Origin of the sequence: Mycobacterium sp. 20KCMC460 (assembly GCF_022179425.1) — a bacterium.
In the GTDB taxonomy this organism is placed as follows: Bacteria; Actinomycetota; Actinomycetes; order Mycobacteriales; family Mycobacteriaceae; genus Mycobacterium; species Mycobacterium kiyosense.
In genome coordinates this window covers 4,764,457-4,782,716 of sequence record NZ_AP025524.1, presented here as the reverse complement: position 1 = coordinate 4,782,716, position 18,260 = coordinate 4,764,457, and the positions used below count along the sequence as shown (strand labels likewise).

15 protein-coding genes are annotated in these 18,260 nt (G+C 64.2%); 6 read left to right on the top strand and 9 right to left on the bottom strand.

The genetic code is table 11. The features are described 5' to 3' along the window. Positions 1-280: 280 nt before the first annotated feature. Positions 281-919 (bottom strand): TetR/AcrR family transcriptional regulator, encoded by a 639-nt coding sequence (locus MKCMC460_RS21990; RefSeq protein WP_236977077.1) that lies wholly within the window; start codon positions 917-919, stop codon positions 281-283. Between the two features lie 18 nt (positions 920-937). Beyond that, the gene (locus MKCMC460_RS21985; RefSeq protein ID WP_236977076.1) at positions 938-1,804 is read right to left on the bottom strand and encodes an enoyl-CoA hydratase/isomerase family protein; all 867 of its coding nucleotides are present in this window, start codon (positions 1,802-1,804) and stop codon (positions 938-940) included. A gap of 81 nt (positions 1,805-1,885) precedes the next feature. Between MKCMC460_RS21985 and MKCMC460_RS21980 the strand changes: the two genes are divergently transcribed. From MKCMC460_RS21980 to MKCMC460_RS21970, 3 genes are read left to right on the top strand one after another with little or no spacing between them, the layout of a single operon-like run. Continuing rightward, positions 1,886-3,550, top strand: a complete 1,665-nt coding sequence (locus MKCMC460_RS21980; protein ID WP_238304818.1) for an AMP-binding protein — start codon at positions 1,886-1,888, stop codon at positions 3,548-3,550. A 38-nt stretch (positions 3,551-3,588) separates the two neighbouring features. After that, positions 3,589-4,743 (top strand): acyl-CoA dehydrogenase family protein, encoded by a 1,155-nt coding sequence (locus tag MKCMC460_RS21975; protein ID WP_236984318.1) that lies wholly within the window; start codon positions 3,589-3,591, stop codon positions 4,741-4,743. Between the two features lie 28 nt (positions 4,744-4,771). Continuing rightward, positions 4,772-6,010, top strand: a complete 1,239-nt coding sequence (locus tag MKCMC460_RS21970) for a cytochrome P450 (RefSeq protein ID WP_236977073.1) — start codon at positions 4,772-4,774, stop codon at positions 6,008-6,010. Between the two features lie 26 nt (positions 6,011-6,036). Here MKCMC460_RS21970 and MKCMC460_RS21965 read toward each other — a convergent pair whose 3' ends face one another. The 7 genes from MKCMC460_RS21965 to MKCMC460_RS21935 form a co-directional block, all read right to left on the bottom strand. Further along, positions 6,037-7,191, bottom strand: a complete 1,155-nt coding sequence (locus tag MKCMC460_RS21965) for an acyl-CoA dehydrogenase family protein (protein WP_236977071.1) — start codon at positions 7,189-7,191, stop codon at positions 6,037-6,039. Positions 7,192-7,279: 88 nt separating this feature from the next. Continuing rightward, positions 7,280-8,470, bottom strand: a complete 1,191-nt coding sequence (locus tag MKCMC460_RS21960; protein ID WP_236977070.1) for a cytochrome P450 — start codon at positions 8,468-8,470, stop codon at positions 7,280-7,282. A 210-nt stretch (positions 8,471-8,680) separates the two neighbouring features. Beyond that, on the bottom strand, positions 8,681-9,943 hold the full coding sequence (locus tag MKCMC460_RS21955) for a CdaR family transcriptional regulator (protein WP_236977069.1): 1,263 nt from the start codon (positions 9,941-9,943) through the stop codon (positions 8,681-8,683). Positions 9,944-10,228: 285 nt separating this feature from the next. Further along, positions 10,229-10,405 carry a hypothetical protein gene (locus MKCMC460_RS21950; protein WP_236977068.1) on the bottom strand — a complete coding sequence of 59 codons (177 nt, stop codon included), beginning with the start codon at positions 10,403-10,405 and terminating at the stop codon, positions 10,229-10,231. Further along, a complete protein-coding gene (locus MKCMC460_RS21945) occupies positions 10,402-11,706 on the bottom strand; it encodes a Rieske (2Fe-2S) protein (protein ID WP_236977067.1) in 1,305 nt (434 codons plus the stop codon). The genes MKCMC460_RS21950 and MKCMC460_RS21945 overlap by 4 nt, the downstream gene beginning before the upstream one ends. A gap of 106 nt (positions 11,707-11,812) precedes the next feature. Further along, positions 11,813-12,469, bottom strand: a complete 657-nt coding sequence (locus MKCMC460_RS21940) for a TetR/AcrR family transcriptional regulator (RefSeq protein ID WP_236977066.1) — start codon at positions 12,467-12,469, stop codon at positions 11,813-11,815. Positions 12,470-12,581: 112 nt separating this feature from the next. Further along, the gene (locus tag MKCMC460_RS21935; RefSeq protein WP_236977065.1) at positions 12,582-14,141 is read right to left on the bottom strand and encodes an aldehyde dehydrogenase family protein; all 1,560 of its coding nucleotides are present in this window, start codon (positions 14,139-14,141) and stop codon (positions 12,582-12,584) included. A gap of 167 nt (positions 14,142-14,308) precedes the next feature. Here MKCMC460_RS21935 and MKCMC460_RS21930 point away from each other — a divergent pair, with 167 nt between their 5' ends. The 3 genes from MKCMC460_RS21930 to MKCMC460_RS21920 all read left to right on the top strand — a co-directional run bounded on the left by MKCMC460_RS21930 (position 14,309) and on the right by MKCMC460_RS21920 (position 18,093). Then, on the top strand, positions 14,309-15,223 hold the full coding sequence (locus MKCMC460_RS21930; RefSeq protein ID WP_238304816.1) for an LLM class flavin-dependent oxidoreductase: 915 nt from the start codon (positions 14,309-14,311) through the stop codon (positions 15,221-15,223). Positions 15,224-15,276: 53 nt separating this feature from the next. Next, positions 15,277-16,449: an acyl-CoA dehydrogenase family protein gene (locus tag MKCMC460_RS21925; RefSeq protein WP_236977062.1), complete on the top strand. Its 1,173-nt coding sequence runs from the start codon at positions 15,277-15,279 to the stop codon at positions 16,447-16,449. Between the two features lie 111 nt (positions 16,450-16,560). Then, positions 16,561-18,093, top strand: a complete 1,533-nt coding sequence (locus MKCMC460_RS21920; protein ID WP_236977060.1) for a class I adenylate-forming enzyme family protein — start codon at positions 16,561-16,563, stop codon at positions 18,091-18,093. Positions 18,094-18,260: the final 167 nt, after the last annotated feature.

Genomic DNA, 18,260 nt, shown 5'->3' with positions numbered 1-18,260 from the left:
GGACTGCGGCCTCGGACTGCGGCGCGCGCATAGCAGTTACTCTAGGCACTACAGGACATAATGTCTACTAACTTGCGCCTCGGATATTCGCACTCCTCGGTGTGAACGAAAGTTCTCTCATCAGATCTATGCCTCCTGATGAATGATTAGTGGTGAGCAAGATCCGTCGGTGCAGGCCTGACCGAAAGGAGTGAGGAAACGTTAACCAACGGGTGCGTTGCGGATGTTGCGCGACCGCTCGTCCAGGGCTCGATGGTGGCGCCGTCTGTTGGATCCGGCGTTACTCTACTGCTCGGCCGGAGCTCAGGTCCCAGCTCGGCGAAGTGTGGTCGGGACGACCGGCGGCGAAGGCGATGTCGACGAGATCGCGGGCACGTCTGCGCATCGCCCGATCACCGATCAGGCCGGCGGCCCACTGATGAACGATTCCGACCAGGCCGCTGAAGATCATCGCGCCGAGGCGGCGCACGTCGACGCCGGGCGCGAGGTGGCCCTCATCGGCCGCCTGTCGCAGGCACGCGACGAGTGCACCGCTGGGTTCGCGCTCCAGGACGCGACCGCTGTCGCGCCACCCTGAAACCAGCGCACGCCAGACGGGAGCTTCGGCGCTGATGATGCGCATCACCTCGTCGACGATCTTGCGGGCGCGCTGGTGTGGATCCGCTACCTCAGACGCGACATCCTGCCATTCGGCCAGTGACTCGTTGGCCAATGCGGCCCACAGGTCGTCCCGGGTTCCGATCAGGTTGAAGATGGTCATCGGGGCCACGCCGGCACGCGCCGCGACTTCGGGAATGGTGGGGCTGTCGTCGGGCCGTTCGTGAATCAGATCTCGGGCCGCACTGAGAATACGTTGAGCGCGTAGCCGTTTCCCTCGTTCGCGACCGTTCTCGCCAGCGGCGAGGTCCGCTTGGCTCATGACAGTCCGACCCGGGTTCTAGAGGCGGTCAAGGTAGGCTTTCGCGGCGGCGCCGATTTCCGGCGAGCTGAAAAGGTTCGTCTGATTATGCCATTCACGCTCGAGCTGCGTCTGAAGGGTGGATTCCGTCGATTGCCGCAGCAGTCGCTTGACCATCCGGACCGAGACCTTCGGCAGCTGGGCGAAGTGCGCCGCACGGGCCAGCGCGGCGTCGAGCAACTCGTGCGGCTCGACGACTGCCTCGACAAGTCCGATTTCGAGCGCTTCGTCGGCATCAATCGGACGAACCCGGGTGAGCAGGTCAAAAGCCTTGGGCCAGCCCACGATCCGGGGCAGCAGCCAGCTCACTCCCAGCTCCGGAGAAACGCCGAGCGCCACGAAGACCGGAGCAAACTTGGCAGTTCTCGATGCAATTCGGATGTCGTGCAACAGCGCAAGTGCCAGGCCGCCGCCTGCTGTGCCGCCGTTGATCGCCGCGATGGTCGGGGTCGAGACATCGAGAATGCGGGTGACCCAGCGTCCGAATCCGAGAGTGTCGGAGCGCCGTTGCACTGCCGAGAGTGCCGGCATCCCCCAATCTCCACCGAGGTCGCCCTGGTATCCGAGCTCCTGGAAATCGATTCCGCCCTCGGAAGTGACGCGCCCGAGCACGTCGCGGTCCGCGCCGACGCAATAGGTGGATCCCTCGCCGATGGTGACGATCGCTCGCACGCTGTCGTCGCCATCGGCGGTCTCGAATGCGTCGAGCAGATCCCGCATCAGGGTTCCCTGAACGGAATTGCCGTGCTGGGGACGATTCAGCCGGGCCACGATCGTGGTGTTATGGCGCTCCACCAGTACATCTCGGCGGTCGTCCGCGCTGCCTTGTTGCTTCTCCGTCGCCATGCTTATATGGTAACCCAAATTATATGAGCATATAAATTTGTCGCTTCATGCGAGTCGCGATCATCGAGGAGGAAGCCGGACGTGGAGCAGCACACGGCCGTGCGAGCCGTACCTGGAACCGGGCAGATGCTTTCGCTCGGCGAGCTACTGCGGGTCAGGGCGGCGGAACTTCCCGATCGGGCGTACCTGACCGTGAGCGGACGCGGGTTCACGTTCGCCGAACTCGATGCCCGCTCGGACGCGGTTGCCTCGGCTCTGCATGCCAATGGTGTGCGTGCCGGTGACCGGGTGGCACTGTTGACGCCGAACAGGCCGGAGGTCGCGGAACTGTTCTTCGGATTGGCCAAGCTCGGCGCGATCCAGGTGCCACTTAACGCGGCGTTGAAGGGTGATTTCCTGCGCTATCAGCTCAGCCAGTCGGGGGCTTCGATCGTTGTGGTGGACGCTGAATGCGCCTGCGCCCTCGCTCCGGTTCTGCCCGGGCTGACCGACCTTCGGCTGTGCGTTCTGCTCGACGGCGGGCGGGGCGGAGGCGAACTGGTCGGCATCGAGTGGACCAGCTATTCGGAGTTCGTCACGACGAGCGCGAAAACTCCTCGGGTAACGGTGAATCCGAGCGACACCATGACGATCATGTACACCTCGGGGACCACCGGATTCCCGAAGGGCTGCCTGCTCAGCCACGGCTACTACCAACGCGCCGCGCTGGCCGTCGGACGCGGTGTGGAGGTGACCGAACACGACGTGCTGTTCACGACACTGCCGATGTTTCATGCCGCAGCAATGTTCAGCAGCCTCATCGGGGGATTGGTCTACGCGATCCCGGCAGTGATCGAACCTGCGTTCAGTGCCCGGAACTTCATGACCCGCGCGGCCGAGGTGAACGCGACGGTTGCCTTCGCCGTCGGGGCCATGGGTAACGCGCTGTTGGCAACACCGCCGAGCCCAGCGGACCGGGCGCACCGACTGAGGACCATGGTCGTCGCGCCATTGGCGCCGCAGTCGCAGCAGGCATTTCGGGACCGGTTCGGAATCATTCCGCATGGGCAGATGTACGGACAGACCGAATGCATGCCGATCACCTGCACGCGTCTGTCCGACGCACGTGACATGGCCGGTTGCGGCGCTCCCGTGGACGACCTGGAACTTGCATTGCTTGACGACGATGACCGTCCGGTGCCGCGAGGGCAGGTCGGGGAGATCGCGATCCGGCCTAGGGACCGCTTCGTCATGTTCGACGGCTACTGGGATCAACCGGATGCCACGCTGCGGGCTTTCCGCAACCTGTGGTACCACACGGGCGACTCCGGCCGCTTCCTGCCCAGCGGGCAACTCGAGTTCATCGACCGCAGGAAGGACGCGCTGCGCCGCCGCGGAGAGAACATCTCGAGCATGCAGGTGGAAGCAGCCATCCGGGCGCATCCCAAGGTGGTTGACGTCGCCGTGCACGGTGTGGCATCCGCGTTGAGCGAAGACGACGTCAAGGCGTGCATCGTGCTGGCCGAAGGGGCCGCGATCACGCCCGAGGAACTCTTCGCGTTCTTCTGCGAGCAGGTGCCGTCCTACGCAATACCACGCTACGTCGAGTTTCTCGACGATCTTCCGCGAACCGCCGTCGGGCGGGTCATGAAATACCGGCTGCGGGAACGACCAGTCGACGAGAACGTGTGGGACTTCGAAGGGGCTCAACGAATTCCAGCCGGTGAGACACAACAATCGATGAGACAAGAAGCGAGGAAGACATGACGGGAATCACCCAAGACGCTCTCGGCGCCGAACCGGTTATGCGGTTGGTGCCGTCGGACGAAGAAAAGATGCTCCGGGACAGCGTCGCGCAGATCGCGCAGAGCTTCGGGCACTCGTACTTCATGCAGCAGGTGCGTAACGGCGGGTCGGCGTCGGAGCTGTGGAATGCCCTGGGGGAGCAGGGATTCCTTGGGGTGTGTCTGCCGGTCGAGTATGGCGGCGGTGGCCAGAGCCTGTGGACGCTGATGATCGTAGCCGAGGAGCTTGCGGCGGCGGGTTGTCCCATGGTGCCGTTGGTGTTCTCCCAGGCGATTTGCGGGCAGTTGATCGCGAAGTACGGGACAACCGGGCAAAAGGATGCCTGGCTGGAGGGAATCGCCAGCGGCGCAATGAAGTTCTCGTTCGCGATCACCGAGCCCGACGCCGGCTCGAACTCCCACAACATCAGCACGGTGGCGGAAAAGGTCGGCGACCAGTGGGTGCTGCGCGGAACCAAGACGTTCATCTCCGGCGTGGAGAGCGCCGACCAGATCGTGGTGGTGGCGCGCACGGGTAAGCGGCCGGACGGGCGGGGATTGTTGTCGTTATTCGTCGTTGATCCCAACGCGGAAGGGTTGGCCCGCCAACATGTTCCGACCGCGGTGGAGGTTCCCGATCAGCAGTGGACCCTGTTCTTCGACGGCGTCTCCGTCGGCGCCGAACGCCTTATCGGAAACGAGCACGAGGGTCTGCGCGCGGTGTTCGACGGGCTCAACCCGGAGCGCATTCTCGGCGCGATCCAAACCATCGGCATCGGCCGCTACGCCCTCGACAAGGCGGTGCGGTACGCCCGGGAACGCAATGTGTGGGGTGTGCCGATCGGCGCGCATCAGGCCGTGGCGCACCCGCTGGCCAAGGCGAAGATCGAACTCGAGGCCGCGCGTCTGTTCGTCCAGAAGGCGTGCATGATGTACGACGTCGGGGATCCCGGTGTCGGTGAAGTGGCCAACATGGCGAAATACGCCGCCGCCGAGGCCGGTGTGAATTGCCTCGACCACGCCATCCAGGTCCACGGCGGCAACGGTGTTGCACTCGAATACGGTTTGACCGACATGTACTGGCTGGCACGCATGATCAAGTTCGCGCCGGTTTCGCATGAAATGGTGCTCAACTATGTCGCCGAGCACACGCTGGGACTGCCTCGATCCTACTGAGTCTTACTGAACGGCAAGGAAATCACCGATGACGACAGCCAAGCCCGACATCCGCGTTCTGGAAGCGGACACCTACGCCAACGGCGACCCGACAACATTCGGGCTGCCGTTGGAGCAGTATAAGTACCTGCGCGACGAGCAACCTTGTTACCTCTACGAATTCAACGATCCGATGCTCATCGAGCGCGCCTGGGTGGTCAGCCGCAATGCCGATATCTGGGCCGTGGACAAGAATTCGGAGCTGTATGCGGCCGATCGTGGTCACGTGCTGATGTGGAAGTTCAGCCCACTCGACCCGAGCGTCGGCGGTAAGCCGGCGATGTTGACGATGGACGGGGCCAAGCACCGCACCCAGCGCGGGGTGATGAGTAAGGCGTTCACTCCGGGCATGGTCAAGAAGCTGGAGGAGAAGTTCCGCGGATACGCGGTCAACATCGTCGACGCCGCTTTGGAGAAGGGCACCTTCAACTTCGTCACCGACATCGGGCACACCATGCCGATGGAGGCCCTGGGTGACGTGCTGGGCGTGCCGTCGGGGGACCGGGCGAAGTTCTTCGCTTGGGTGGACACCTTCGCGGCACCATTCGACACCCGCATCACCCCCTCCTTCGAATTCGTGCTGCAGGCGATCTTCGACTTACTCGGCTACGCGGTCGAATTGGCTGAGATCAAGCGCGCCGAGCCCGGCGATGACGTGATCACTCAGCTGGTGCAGGCGGGAGCCGAGGTGATCTCCCAGGACGAGCTGTTGGGCAATGTCGCCCTGCTGGCCAGCGGGGCCGCCGAGAGCACCCGTACCGCGCTCAGCCACGGTATGCACGAGCTGATGCGCAACCCCGAGCAGATGGCCTGGCTGCGCGCGCACGCCGACGACATCCCGAACACCGCCATCCAGGAGATCGTGCGCATCGCCACCCCGTTCACCCACCTGGTGCGCACCGCCACCGCCGATCACGAGTTGTACGGCCAACAGATCAAAGAAGGTGACATCGTGCTGATGCTGTTCACCTCGGGCAACTTCGACGAACGTGCCATCGACAGTCCCAACGTCTTTGACTTGACTCGCGAGAAGAATCCGCACGTCAGCTTCGGCCGCGGTCCGCATCAGTGCCTCGGCAAGCACGTCGCGGGCCTGGAGATGAAGATCCTGCTCGAAGAACTGCTGCGACGCACCAAGGACATCACCCCCGCCGGCGACATCAGCTATGTGCGAGATGCGTTCTCGCGCGGTGTATATCAGCTGCCGGTCACCATCACACCCGCGTGAGGGCGACCGCTAGGTCGCGCGGCCCGTTAGTATGAGCGGGGCAAACCGAGGGAATGTTCGGCGACGAAGTTGAGAACCATCTCGCGCGACACGGGTGCGATCAGCAAGAGCCTGGCCAGGAACCAATAGTTGGTGAGGTTGTAGTCACGCGCGACACCGTTGCCGCCGTGGGTCTGGATCGCGTGATCCAGACAGAACACACCGGCCTCGGCGGCCGCGAGTTTTGCGATGTTGCTGGCCTCTCCTGCCGGCAACCCCGCGTCGTAGAGCGCCGCCGCGCGTTGCGTCATCAGCGCCGCCGACTCCAACTTGATCTTGCCCTCGGCCAGCGGGTGCGCGATCGCCTGATGCGCGCCTATCGGACCGTCCCACACCGTGCGGGTGCGCGCGTACGCGGCGGCCTTGTCCAGTGCGTAACGGCCGATGCCGACCGAGACGGCCGCGGAGAGAATCCGCTCCGGATTCAGACCGTCGAACGCTGCCTGCAGCCCGCGGCCCTCCTGGCCGATCAGGCGATCGACGGGCACCTCGACATTGTCGAAGAACAGCGTGAATTGCTTCTCCGGTTCCTCGAGGGCGGTTTCGATCGGCTGCATGGTCAATCCTGGGCTGCGCGGATCCACCATGAGCAGGGTGAGCTGCCCCCTGCCCTTCTGATCTGTGCCGGTCTTGGTGACCAGCAGAAGCTCATCGCACTCGTCAACCCCGGAGATGTAGTACTTCTGACCGTTGACGATGTATCTGTCGCCTTCCTTGCGGGCGGTGGTGGAGATGTTGTGCGAGTTCGACCCCGCTCCGGGCTCGGTGAGCCCGAATGAGAATCGCATTTGCGCCGAGGCGATGCCGCGCAGCCAACGGTTTTTCTGCTCCGGTGTGGCGTGCCGGTTGAGGATCGTGCCGATGATGCCGGGGGAGACCAGCAGGCGCAGCAGGGGGCAGCCCGCGGCCGCCGTCTCCTCGAGCACGGCAGTCAGCTGCAACAGGCCCTGGCCCGCACCGCCGTATTCCTCGGGCAGGTGGACGCCGAGAAATCCTTTGTCTCCGAGAGCATTCCAGAGCTCGATCGGTGAACGCCCTTGGTCGTTGACCTTCTTGTAGTAGGCCGGGCCGAAGCCGGACGCGATGGTGAACACGGTCTCCCGCAGCATCCGGTCTTCGTCGGAGGGGACGAGCGGTAGCATCGGTTGTTGGGTGTTTGACGAGACCGCGGACATGTTGGCTTGGTCCTTCCGTAAAGTTGCAAAAGGGTTGTCGCTCTGCAGGGAAGTGCTAGCTGACTTTGATGGGGAGGCTGTGCACGCCGCGCAGGAAATTGTCACGGACATAACCGATCTCGCCGGCCATCTCGATCACCGCGGTCTCCCTGAGCAGTTCTTCGAACAGTAATTTTATTTCCAGCGCGGCAATGTGTCGGCCGATGCAGGCGTGTGGTCCCATCCCGAACGAGAGGTGGCGGTTCGGTTCGCGGGACAGGTCGAACGTGCGCGGGTCTTCGATAACGGTTGGGTCGAAGTTGGCACCCGGCAAGAGCATTGCGACTCGCTCACCAGCCGCGACGGGCTGCCCCGCGATCTCGGTGTCCGTCGTCGCCGTCCGCGCGATGTGGATTACCGGCGTCGCCCACCGGACGATTTCCTGGACGGCGCTGAGCGGGATGTCGTCGGCACGTTCGCGCAGCCATGCCATCTGCTCGGGGTTGCGGATCAGAGCGTGCATCCCGTGCGAGAAAGCGTTACGGGTGGTGTCGGCCCCTCCGCCCGCGAGTAGCAGCACGAGACCCTGTAGTTCGTCGTCATCGAGCGTTTCCTCGTCGCGTGCCCGCACAATCTTCGACATCAAGTCCTCGCCGGGTTGCGTTCGCCGGTGCTCGGCGAGTTCGAGTGCGTACTGCCAGATTGCGGCGACCGCGCCGAGCGCTGCCTCGGGCGACGGGGCGTAGTCGGGGTCGGTCGGCACCGCATAGGCATTCACCCACGACAGGAAGGTGCGCCGATCCTTTTCCGGAACCCCCATCAACTCACAGATCGCGTGCAGCGGCATTTCCACCGCGATCTCCTCGACGAAGTTGAATGTTCCTTTCTGCAGCGCCTTTTTGACGATCCGCCGGCACATCACACGGAACTCGGCTTCGAAGTGTTTGACCACATTGGGAGTGAAGGCCTTGGTGACCACCCGCCGGTTGCGCAGATGATCTTGCCCGTCCAGGCCGATCATGGCGGGTTTGCCACCTAGTTCGGTCTCGAACGGTGTCCATAGCCGTGCGGTGAGGCCCCGTCTCGACGAGAACGTGGCTGGGTCGCGGCTGACCCGATCGATGTCTTCATGGCGGGTGAGGACCCAGATTTCGTTGACCATCATCGGGTCGTCAAGCCGCTGCCGGTAGCACGGTGCTTCCACGCGCATGCGGTCCATCGCGTCCAGGGGCAGCCCGTTCTGCGCGGGGTCGCCCTTGGCGTACACCTCGGGACTCAGGACGTCGAAGGTCATGATGACCGTTCCAGCACTCGGTCCCAGGGGAAGGGGTGCTCCACCACCAGGTCAAGCGGGCTGAGGACCGCTGGTGCGACGTCGGCTTCTGAATGCATGTCCTGATGGTGGTTCTGCGCGCAACCACATGTCTTGTGTCCAGCAGGACAATTTCGACGTTCCGAATGTGCTCTGTGGTCTCGCTCAGGTGGCGCCGAAGATCTCGGTGAGCATCAGCGCAAGTTGCAGCTGGAGCCGGCGTTCGTCGATGGGATGGCCGATCAGCTGTTCGATGCGCTCCAGCCGGTGGCGAATAGTGTTCTTGTGGGTGCCGAGCTGGCGTGCCGCGGCCGTGGCGCTGCCAGAGCACAAATACGCCAGCGCGGTGGCGCGCAGCACATCGAGTCCCGGGTGATCGGTGCCCAGCCCGGCCAACTCGTGAGCGATGAGTGCCCGCATTGCCCGCTCATCGCGCGACAACAGCGAGACGACCTCCACGTCGTCGTAGCTCGTGCACGCCGGCTGCCGCGGATCGGCGAGCGCGATGCGTTGGGCGGCCAGCGCCTCGAGATGACTTTGGCGAAAACCGGTGACATGGCGACCGCTCCGGCCGATCGCCACCCGATCGTGCCCCCGTACGGGAACCGCATGTCCGGCTTGGCGCGCGTCGAGCGGGTCGGCCATACCGATCCACGCGTAGATTTCTCTCGATCCGGCCGGCATCGTCAGCGCCGGCGATGATCCCAACGTGCGCGCCACCATCTGCGCGAGTCGCTCGAGCCGGGGAATCGACTCTTCTTGCGGTGCGGACACGTCCGTCCACAGGATCATCGCGGTGTGGCAGCGCCGCAGCTCGTATCCGAGTTGGCGGCTGGCCCGGTCACTGTCGACTTCGGTGCCGGCCACGATGGTTTGGATGGTCTGCGATCGTCGGGCGGAAGCCCCCTGCAGCCAGTGCCTGCGTTCCTCGTCGTAGGCCGTTGACAACTTGTCGAGCAGGAATTCCAGCCACAGGTTCAGCCGCTCCCACATCAGCGTGAGCACCCGGTTACGCAGGACCGGGTCGGCGATGAAGCGTTCTGACTCTTCCATCGTGACTCGCCAAAAGAATGACTGCCCAAGGCGATAGAGCTTCAGCAGCACCGCCACATCGAGCCCGCGGCGCGCCAGCGTCCGGGCGAACGCGGCTCCGGCCGGCGGAACGTGGGCGGCCTCCGATCCGCCGGTGGCGAGAAGTCGCAGGAAAGAGTTCAAGCTGTCCGAGGCCATTGCCAGCAGATCACTTCGCAGTGCAGGATCAGATGCGATCTCGGGTGTGCCCGCCGCTGCCGCGTCGACGGCCTGGGCGACGAACTCCGCAAGCCGTTCCGGGTCAGCCGATTCAGCGAACCAGGTGATCCATTCGGCCGGATCGGTGGGAACCGGCGCTGCCGTAGGCCCGGTCACCCACGGACGTCCTGCGTCCATATCAGGGCTCCCTCCTGTCGGCTCGTGGCGTGACTCTGGAGCTATCCTGCTGTACGCGTTAATGCTCTGTCATGGACAACGTACGTTCACCATCGGTCCAAGGGTTGTCGACGTTGGCCACCGACAAGCCGCGTGAGACAGAATAAGGCAATTGGACGTGCTATCCCGTGCCCTACCAACTCAGCGTGAACGGTCGCTCGTTCTGAGGAAGATGTTAATTACCCCGGCAGCTCGTCCATAACGCGGGTGAATACGTCGCGGACATGCCGGTGACCTCGAAACCGCTCAGCGGGCGGTCGGCCGCGCCGCTTTGATGGTGCTGCGCATCGTGATCCCGTGTGCCGCGTTGATTCCCTTGGGCATCAACGCCAGCTGACGGCGGCGGTGCCGGCGGTACACCTGCCAACCGGCGAGGCCCGTCGCCAACGGGACAGCGAGCTTGGCGACGGCGTCGCGGCTCACCGCACACCGCCGGCCGAGCCATTGCCGGTGGTCACCCTGGTGGGGTCGTCCGGCCAGTCGCAGCCCGCCCGGGCGCCGGCGCTGTGCACGTTGTCGCCGGCCCAGAGGCCGCGATCGAGCAGCCGGCTATCCCAGAATCGCCGGAACTTCACCAGGCCGCGGTCGAACTTGTTGTACGCGGGGTGTTCGGGCTCCTGCCGATGGATCATCAACGCGGTGTCCTGCATGATCGCAAACCAGTTGCGTCGCACCAGCAGCGACCGCACGATCGGGCGGCCGAGCACGCGCAATGCCGGGTTCGTGATTTTGGGGACGATCATCGTCAGGTAAACGATGTGACTGTCGGCCTCGACCGGCGTGAAGCTGAGAATCAGCCGTGCGCTGTCGCTGAGCTCGTTGACTTTCTCGGTGAGCGCGATGACGGCCCGCGGTAGACGCGCGGTCACCTTGGCGCGGCTTTCCACCAGCTCCGGCGGCGAGGCGGTTAGGTCGATCAGGTGCAGGCCACCACCGTACGTCGTGGCATGGAAGTCCCCACCGGCGGCGTCGGACACCCCCCACATTTCGCCGCGCCGGTAGCTGCGCTTGAGATCCTCCCAGCCGACGTAGGGCGCCCGGCCGTAGAAATGGCAGATGTATTCGAGCCTGGTGTCCGACTTCGAAATGATCTCGGTGTCACCCCACGATCCCAGTCGATGCAGGCCCGCGAAATGTGCTGAGTCGGGCAGATTCTCGACGAACCACTTCGCCGGGAAAGGCAACTTGTAGCGAACATGCTCGAAAATGATCGAGTGCTCGTCGATGCCTTCGTCGGCGAGAAAGTCGGGCAGTTCGTGGTCGGGTGGTTTGGGCCCGTTCCACAAGAAAACGGTGCCATAGCGCTCGATCACACGATATGTCGGCAGACACGCTTTCGTCTTCGGCGCTTCGGTGAGGCCCGGGACGTGCACGACTTTGCCATCGGCGTTGTAGCGCCAGGCGTGAAAGGGGCAGCGCAACGTGTTGTCGACCACTTCGCCGCCGTAGCCGAGGTGGGCGCCCAAATGGAGGCAGTGGGCAGCCGCGCAGTGCAGCACCCCTCCCGCGTCCCGCCATAGGACCACGTCGCGTTCGAGAATTCGCAGCGGAATGACCGACTCTTTGGCAACGTCTTCGGAGAAGGCGATCTGCCAGTACGACATCGGGTATTGCGGGTTGAGAACACTTTTGGTGATAGGTCCCTGCGGGCGGCTCCGTACTCCGGTATGAGTGCCGCGGCCGCCATCGGTTGGCGTCACATCCGAAACGATGTCGGTGGTCATCTCGCACTCCTCGTTGATCATGTCGGCGGCAACACTTAGCGGGGCCGCCGATTCGACCTCAGTGTGGAGCGCGCGCCTGCAGATTGTCAAGGGACAATATTGTCCCTTAGGTGCCCGGAGAACTCGGCTGGAGCGCGAGGCCGTACAGGATCAGTGAAGCCAGATGTGTTACCAGTTCGTCCTCGTCGGTGGTGGCCGTGCGCAACAGCGCGGGGTCCAGCGTCACGTAGCCCATCACCATGCTGATGATCGCCCGCACGGTCACGTCGACGTGGCGGGTGGGATAGCCGTGCGAACCGATCTCGCGGTCCGCAATGTCCAGCACGGCGGTTAGACCCTGATTAAGCTTCTGCCAGACCTGTTGCCGGACTGCGGGTTCCAGGTGTTCATCGGAGAACATCAACAGCCGCAGCGCGCCGACATGGGCACGGCTGTTGCGGTACAGGTCGGAGACGAACTCGTGGACCAACTCGGGCTCGGTGGGCTGCCCGTCGAGTCTGCCGGTCCACCGCTGGGTCCACTCGTCGATGAACTGCAGCAGAGGCTTCGTCATCACCTCGGCGAACAGCTCTGCCTTGGTGGCGAAATGACGGGTCAGTACCGATCGGGTGACCCCGGCCCGATCCGCGATGCCTGCCATCGTGGCGCCCTTGTAGCCCAGTTGGCTGAACGAATACTCGGCGGCCTGCACCACCATCGCCCGCAGGTCGGTCGAGCGGCGCCGGGTGCGGGTCTGGTGGTTCGCCTGGTTCGTTGTGGCCATGCAGGGATCGTCTCGCACACGGGCGGGGTTTCGATAGGACCTCATCGTGGAGATCGGGTTTCCATCTCGCAACCGAGACGTTCTGGGCCGACGATGAGGCCTCCGATGAAGGCTACCGACGTAGCCGGAGCCGGCGGCGCCAATCTCCCGCGGAGAGCAAACGAGCCGCCCGTGTCATCAACCGAATTCGGCGTGCTTTCGTTGGGTACCAATAGATTTCAGTCGGCAGGTTGAACCGCTCTTCGATGACCGACTTAGCCCAGCAGTACTTGCGAATTCCCTCGGCGCCACCGTGCCGGGCGCCTAGGCCGGAGTTGCGCCGGCCGCCGAACGGCACCGGTAGCTGGAAGACGTTGGTCATGACGTTGTTGACGTTGACCGAGCCGGAATCGATCCGCGCGGCGATCGCCCGGCCGTTGGCATGGTTGCGGGTGAACACGCTGGCGGCAAGCCCGAAATCCGAGTCGTTGGTGCGTCGCACGGCTTCGTCGGCATCGGCCACTTTGACGATCGGCAGGGTCGGCCCGAATGTCTCTTCGGCCATGCAGGCCATCGACTCGTCGACATCGAGCAGCACGGTGGGTTGATGAAACAAACCTGGACCGGGCACCCGGTGACCACCGACGGCGACCGTAGCCCCCTTGGCTACCGCATCGGCAACGTGGCGTTCGATGATGGACAGCTGCTGGGGCGTGGCGACGGCGCCGACGTCGGCGTCGTAACTGCCGGGAGCATCGGTGCCAACGCGAAGTTTCCTGGTCAGATCGACGACCTTGCCGACGAACTCGTCATAGACGGGAGCTTCGACGTACACGCGCTCGACCGACACGCAGATCTGGCCGGCGTTGTAGAAGCCACCCCAAACCGCGGCCTTGGCCGCGCGATCGAGGTCGGCGTCGGCCAGCACGATCATCGCGTCCTTGCCGCCCAACTCCAGGCAACACGGGATCATCCGTTCGGCGGCGCGGATTCCGATCCGCCGGCCGGTACCGACGCTGCCGGTGAACTGGATCATGTCCACGTTGTCGACGACGGCGGCGCCGGCGGGACCGCGCCCGGTCACCGCGTCGAGGACATCTGGAGCGCCGATCTCCTTCCAGCCCTTCACCGTCGCGGCCCAGGCCAGCGGCGTCACCTCGGAGGCTTTGGTGAGGACGGCGCAGCCGGCCATCAGTGCGGCGGGGATGTCGAGCATTTGCATTGCGAGCTGGGCGTTCCACGGCGTGATCGAACCGACCAGCTGATACGGCTGATATGTGACCCGCATTCGCTTGGTCGCCATCATCACGTTGTGCGGCCTGGCTTTCTGGGGCGCCAGGAACCTCTCGGCGTTGCGTGCCCAGTAGTTGAGCACATCCACCGACGCGACGATCTCGCCGATCGGCAGGTCCCCCCAGGTCTTGCCGGTCTCGTCCTGCACGAGGCGCAGCAGCCGGTCTTCGTTGTCCAGGATCCAGTCTCGGAAGCGCTCGAGCCAGATGCGGCGGCCGGTGAAGCCGATCGCCGCCCACGCCGGCTGGGCTCCCCGCAGCCGGTGCGCGACTGCTTCGACCTCGGGGGCGCTCATGTCCGCCACCTTGCCCACCAGACGCCCATCGGCCGGGGAGAGTACGTCGATCTCCGACCGGGCCGGAATCGGGCCGCCGGTCTCGCTGGTGGACAGGGCGGTCACGGGGCCTCCTGGGGATAACAATCGTTCGCAATCGAGTTCGAGTATGCAGGTATGAGTACTGCAGAATCCAGCGAATGTTACCGTCTCTATCGTAGAGATTGCGATAACGATCGTTCCTGGAACGACGGCTCGACGGTCCGGAGGCGGGACGAAAGGACGCGGTCAGGGTGAAAGTTGGAATCACCGTCGACGATCCGGAAACGGTCGTGGCCGAGGCGCGTCGTGCCGAAACGCTCGGCTTCGACTATCTCGGCTGTGGTGAGCACCTGTTCTTTCACGGACCCACACCGAATTCGTTCGCGATGCTGGCCGCCGCGGCGGCGGTCACGTCACGCATCCGCCTGGTGACGTCGATCGCGCTGTTGCCCCTATACCCCGCGGCCATGGTGGCCAAGATGGCGAGCGTCATCGACCGCATCTCGGGCGGCCGATTCGAGTTGGGAGTTGGCGCGGGCGGCGAATACCCGCCCGAGTTCGCCGCGGCGGGTATCGATCCACGCACCCGATTCCGGCGCCTCGACGAAGGCCTGGAGGTCATCCGCAGGCTCTTCGCCGGCGGATCGGCGACGTACGAGGGCAGCTATGCGACGCTTTCCGAGGTCGCATTGGACCCGCCGCCGCTTCGGTCCAGCGGTTTACCGATCTGGCTGGGGGGCCGGAAGAATGGTGCCCTTCGCCGCGCCGGCCGATACGCCGATGTGTGGATGCCCTATATGGTCGACCCCGGACAGGTGCGGAGCGGATTGGCGGCGGTCCGGACCGCGGCCGCACGACATGAGCGCAGTGCGGACTCCGTGTCGGCGGCGCTGTTCGCCTGGACGGCCGTCGACGCCGACTCGTCGTGGGCGCGCGATACCGGTATCCGAACCGTCAGCGCCGCATACCACCAGGATTTTTCGAAGCTGGCCGATAGGTACCTGCTCATCGGTGGGCCCGATGCAGTCGTGGAGCGGCTGGCTGAGTTCTCCGCGGCGGGAGTGGATACCGTGCTGATCCAGGTCGCCGCCAAGTCGACCGAGGACCGATCCAGGATCGTCGAAACTCTTGCGGGTCGCGTATTACCGATCGTCAGAGATCTCTAGGGTGCAGGCTGGCACGAAAGGGCCTGCCGGGCAACGAGAATAGGAGGGTGACGATGGCGGTTCAAACCAACACTGTCATGGAGGACACCGTCGAGCATCGCGCGATGCGTGAGGCCGTACGCGGTATCGTCACCGCGTTCGGGCCGGACTACTACCAGCGACAAGTCGATGACGGTGGTAGCTGTGCGGAACTGTGGAAGACATTGGGCGCCAACGGTTATCTGGGAGTGCACCTGCCCGAGCAGTACGGCGGTGGCGGGCTGGGCGTCAGTGAGCTGTCGATCGTGGTCCATGAGGCGGCGGTCGCGGGTTGTCCGATGCAGTCGATGCTGTTCTCCTCCGGGGTGACCGGCACCATCCTGGACCGCAGCGCCAACGAGGAACAGAAGGCGCGCTGGCTGCCCGGCGTCGCCAGTGGCGACATCCGGCTTTCGTTCGCAATCACCGAGCCCGACGCGGGCTCCAACGCGCACCGCATCTCGACGACCGCCCGGCGTGAAGCCGACCACTATGTCCTGAACGGACAGAAAGTGTTCATCACCGGCATGGAGTCGGCCGAGTTGGTGATGGTGGTTGCCCGTACCATGCTGGACGACGCAACTGGGCGCGGCCGGCTGTCGGTGTTCATGGTCGACAGGGATTCGCCAGGGCTTTCCTGGACCCCGATCCGCACCGTGATGAACCAGCCCGACAAGAGTCACCAAGTTTTCTTCGACGATGTCCTGGTGCCGGCCGAGAATCTGATCGGGGTGGAAAACAAGGGCCTCGCCGTCGCCTTCACCGGGCTGAACACCGAACGCATCCTGACCAGTTCGCTGTGTACCGGGATCGGGCGTTACGCGCTGGGCAAGGCGGTGAACTACGCCAACGACCGTCGAGTGTGGAACGTGCCGATCGGTGCGCATCAAGCTGTGGCGCATCCGCTGGCGGCCGCCCACATTCACCTGCAGGCCGCCGAACTTGTCACCGACCGCGCATGCTCCCTCTACGACACCGGGGCTGAGGTGGGAGAGCTGGCCAATATGGCGAAATACCTTGGCGCGTCAGCGGGTTTGGAAGCGCTGGACGCTGCGGTCGCGGTGCACGGGGGCAACGGCGTGACATACGAATATCAACTCGCGCCGTATTTCTGGTTGGTGCGCATGCTCAATATGGGGCCGGTGTCGAAGGAGATGATCCTCAACTTCGTGGCCGAGCACAGTTTGGGCCTGCCGCGCTCGTACTGAGCCCGCCCAAGTTACGTCGGCTGGTGAGCATAACGTCGTTGACCTGGCGCCGCCGGGGTCAATATATTGATATAGCTGAGCTCAATATTAGGACTGGTGCGAAGGCAGGTAATGCCGACCATAGGTGGAACTGCGCTGCTCAACGCGAATCGGGTCGGTGGGCGCGAGGCCATCGTCACGGCGGAGCGGGCGTGGACATGGCGCGATTTGGAATCCCACATCGCGAAGACCGCGGCGGCGCTCGAGGCATTCGGGGTATGCAAACACGACCGGGTTGCCATCCTGTCGCCGAACTCCGCGGAATTCATCATCGCTTCGCACGCCGCGTCGCGTCTCGGGGCGATCGTGGTGCCCGTGAACACCAGGTTGGCCGCACCGGAAATCGCCTACATCCTGAACGACTCCGGCAGCACCGTGTTGGGGTTCAGCCCCGCCCAAGCACATCTGGCCGAGGCTGCGAGTCGGACCGCCACGTCGACCACCTTGCTGTCACTGGGACCGTCGAACCGCTATCCCGACCTGCTCGCCGGTGGGTACGGCGATCCGGTTCATGAAGATCGTGCCGGCGAACGGGACGACGCGTTCATTCTGTACACCTCGGGTACCACCGGGAAGCCCAAGGGTGTCCTACTCGATCACCACCGCGCCGTATGGGCGGCGATGGCCCAGATTGTCTCGCTGGGACTGCGCGACGGCGATCGCTACCTGCACTTGGCGCCGATGTACCACTCGGGCGGAATGACGTTCCTGAACGCGACGACACTGCTGGGGGGCACCCACATCGTCGTGCCGAAGTTCGATGCCCGCAGTGTGCTGGAACTGGTCGAACGACACCGCGCCACATGGCTATTCGCCGTTCCCACCATGTACCAACAGATCCTGGACTGCTACCGGGACGACCGCGCCGACCTGAGTTCATGGCGGATCGGCATTTTCGGCGCGGCCCCGATGCCGGCGGCCACTGTCGAGCGGCTGTTGGCCGCGTTTAGGCACGTCGCGTTCTTCCAGCAGTGCGGCCAGACTGAAGCCGGACCCACCGGGATTTATTCGACGATGCAACAGGTCCGGTCGCGGCCGGCGTCGTCCGGCCATCTGGCACAGCCCTTTGTCGAGGCCCGAGTCGTCGACGCGCAAGGAAACGACACGCCGCCGGGGCAAGTCGGCGAACTGGTGTTTCGCGGCGAGACGATCACCAAGGGTTACTGGAATCAACCCAAGGCCACCCAAGAGGTGATCCGCGACGGCTGGCTACACACCGGCGACTTGATGCAGGTGTACGACGACGGCGCCGTGCGTCTGGTGGACCGGTTGCGAGACGTGATCATCACGGGTGGGCGCAACGTTTACTCCGCCGAGGTCGAACAAGCCATCGCCGACCACCCCGATGTGACCGACGTGGCGGTGATCGGCCGGCCCGACCCCGAATGGGGCGAAACGGTGGTGGCTTTCATCACCGCCGCGGCTGGAGCAGACCTCACGCCCGCCTCGCTGAAGCAGCACTGCACCGCGCGGATCGCGGACTACAAGATTCCGCGCGAGATCATCTTCGCGGCAATCCCGCGCAATGGCGCTGGGAAGGTCCAAAAGCAGTTATTGAGAGCGGGTTTGAGCCCGCGTGCTTCGGATGGCAATGGCAGCGAGTGAAGGGGTTCTGATGAATAGAGCGGTGCATAAATTCTGCGCTTGGAGTGGCATCGTCTGTCTGGTCCTGATGGTCGCGGGATTCATCGGGCTGGCACGGTTCTTTCCGCCGCCGTCGCCGGCCTTGACGACGGCCGAGACCACGCGTTTCATCCTCGATCACACCACCA

Excerpts from the sequence above, each read along its gene's own strand:
- MKCMC460_RS21945 (WP_236977067.1), bottom strand. The coding sequence starts at position 11,706 with ATGACCACCGACATCGTTTCGGATGTGACGCCAACCGATGGCGGCCGC.
- MKCMC460_RS21970 (WP_236977073.1), top strand. The coding sequence starts at position 4,772 with ATGACGACAGCCAAGCCCGACATCCGCGTTCTGGAAGCGGACACCTAC.
- MKCMC460_RS21990 (WP_236977077.1), bottom strand. The coding sequence starts at position 919 with ATGAGCCAAGCGGACCTCGCCGCTGGCGAGAACGGTCGCGAACGAGGG.
- MKCMC460_RS21965 (WP_236977071.1), bottom strand. The coding sequence starts at position 7,191 with ATGCTACCGCTCGTCCCCTCCGACGAAGACCGGATGCTGCGGGAGACC.
- MKCMC460_RS21925 (WP_236977062.1), top strand. The coding sequence starts at position 15,277 with ATGGCGGTTCAAACCAACACTGTCATGGAGGACACCGTCGAGCATCGC.
- MKCMC460_RS21985 (WP_236977076.1), bottom strand. The coding sequence starts at position 1,804 with ATGGCGACGGAGAAGCAACAAGGCAGCGCGGACGACCGCCGAGATGTA.
- MKCMC460_RS21975 (WP_236984318.1), top strand. The coding sequence starts at position 3,589 with ATGCGGTTGGTGCCGTCGGACGAAGAAAAGATGCTCCGGGACAGCGTC.
- MKCMC460_RS21955 (WP_236977069.1), bottom strand. The coding sequence starts at position 9,943 with ATGGACGCAGGACGTCCGTGGGTGACCGGGCCTACGGCAGCGCCGGTT.
- MKCMC460_RS21920 (WP_236977060.1), top strand. The coding sequence starts at position 16,561 with ATGCCGACCATAGGTGGAACTGCGCTGCTCAACGCGAATCGGGTCGGT.
- MKCMC460_RS21940 (WP_236977066.1), bottom strand. The coding sequence starts at position 12,469 with ATGGCCACAACGAACCAGGCGAACCACCAGACCCGCACCCGGCGCCGC.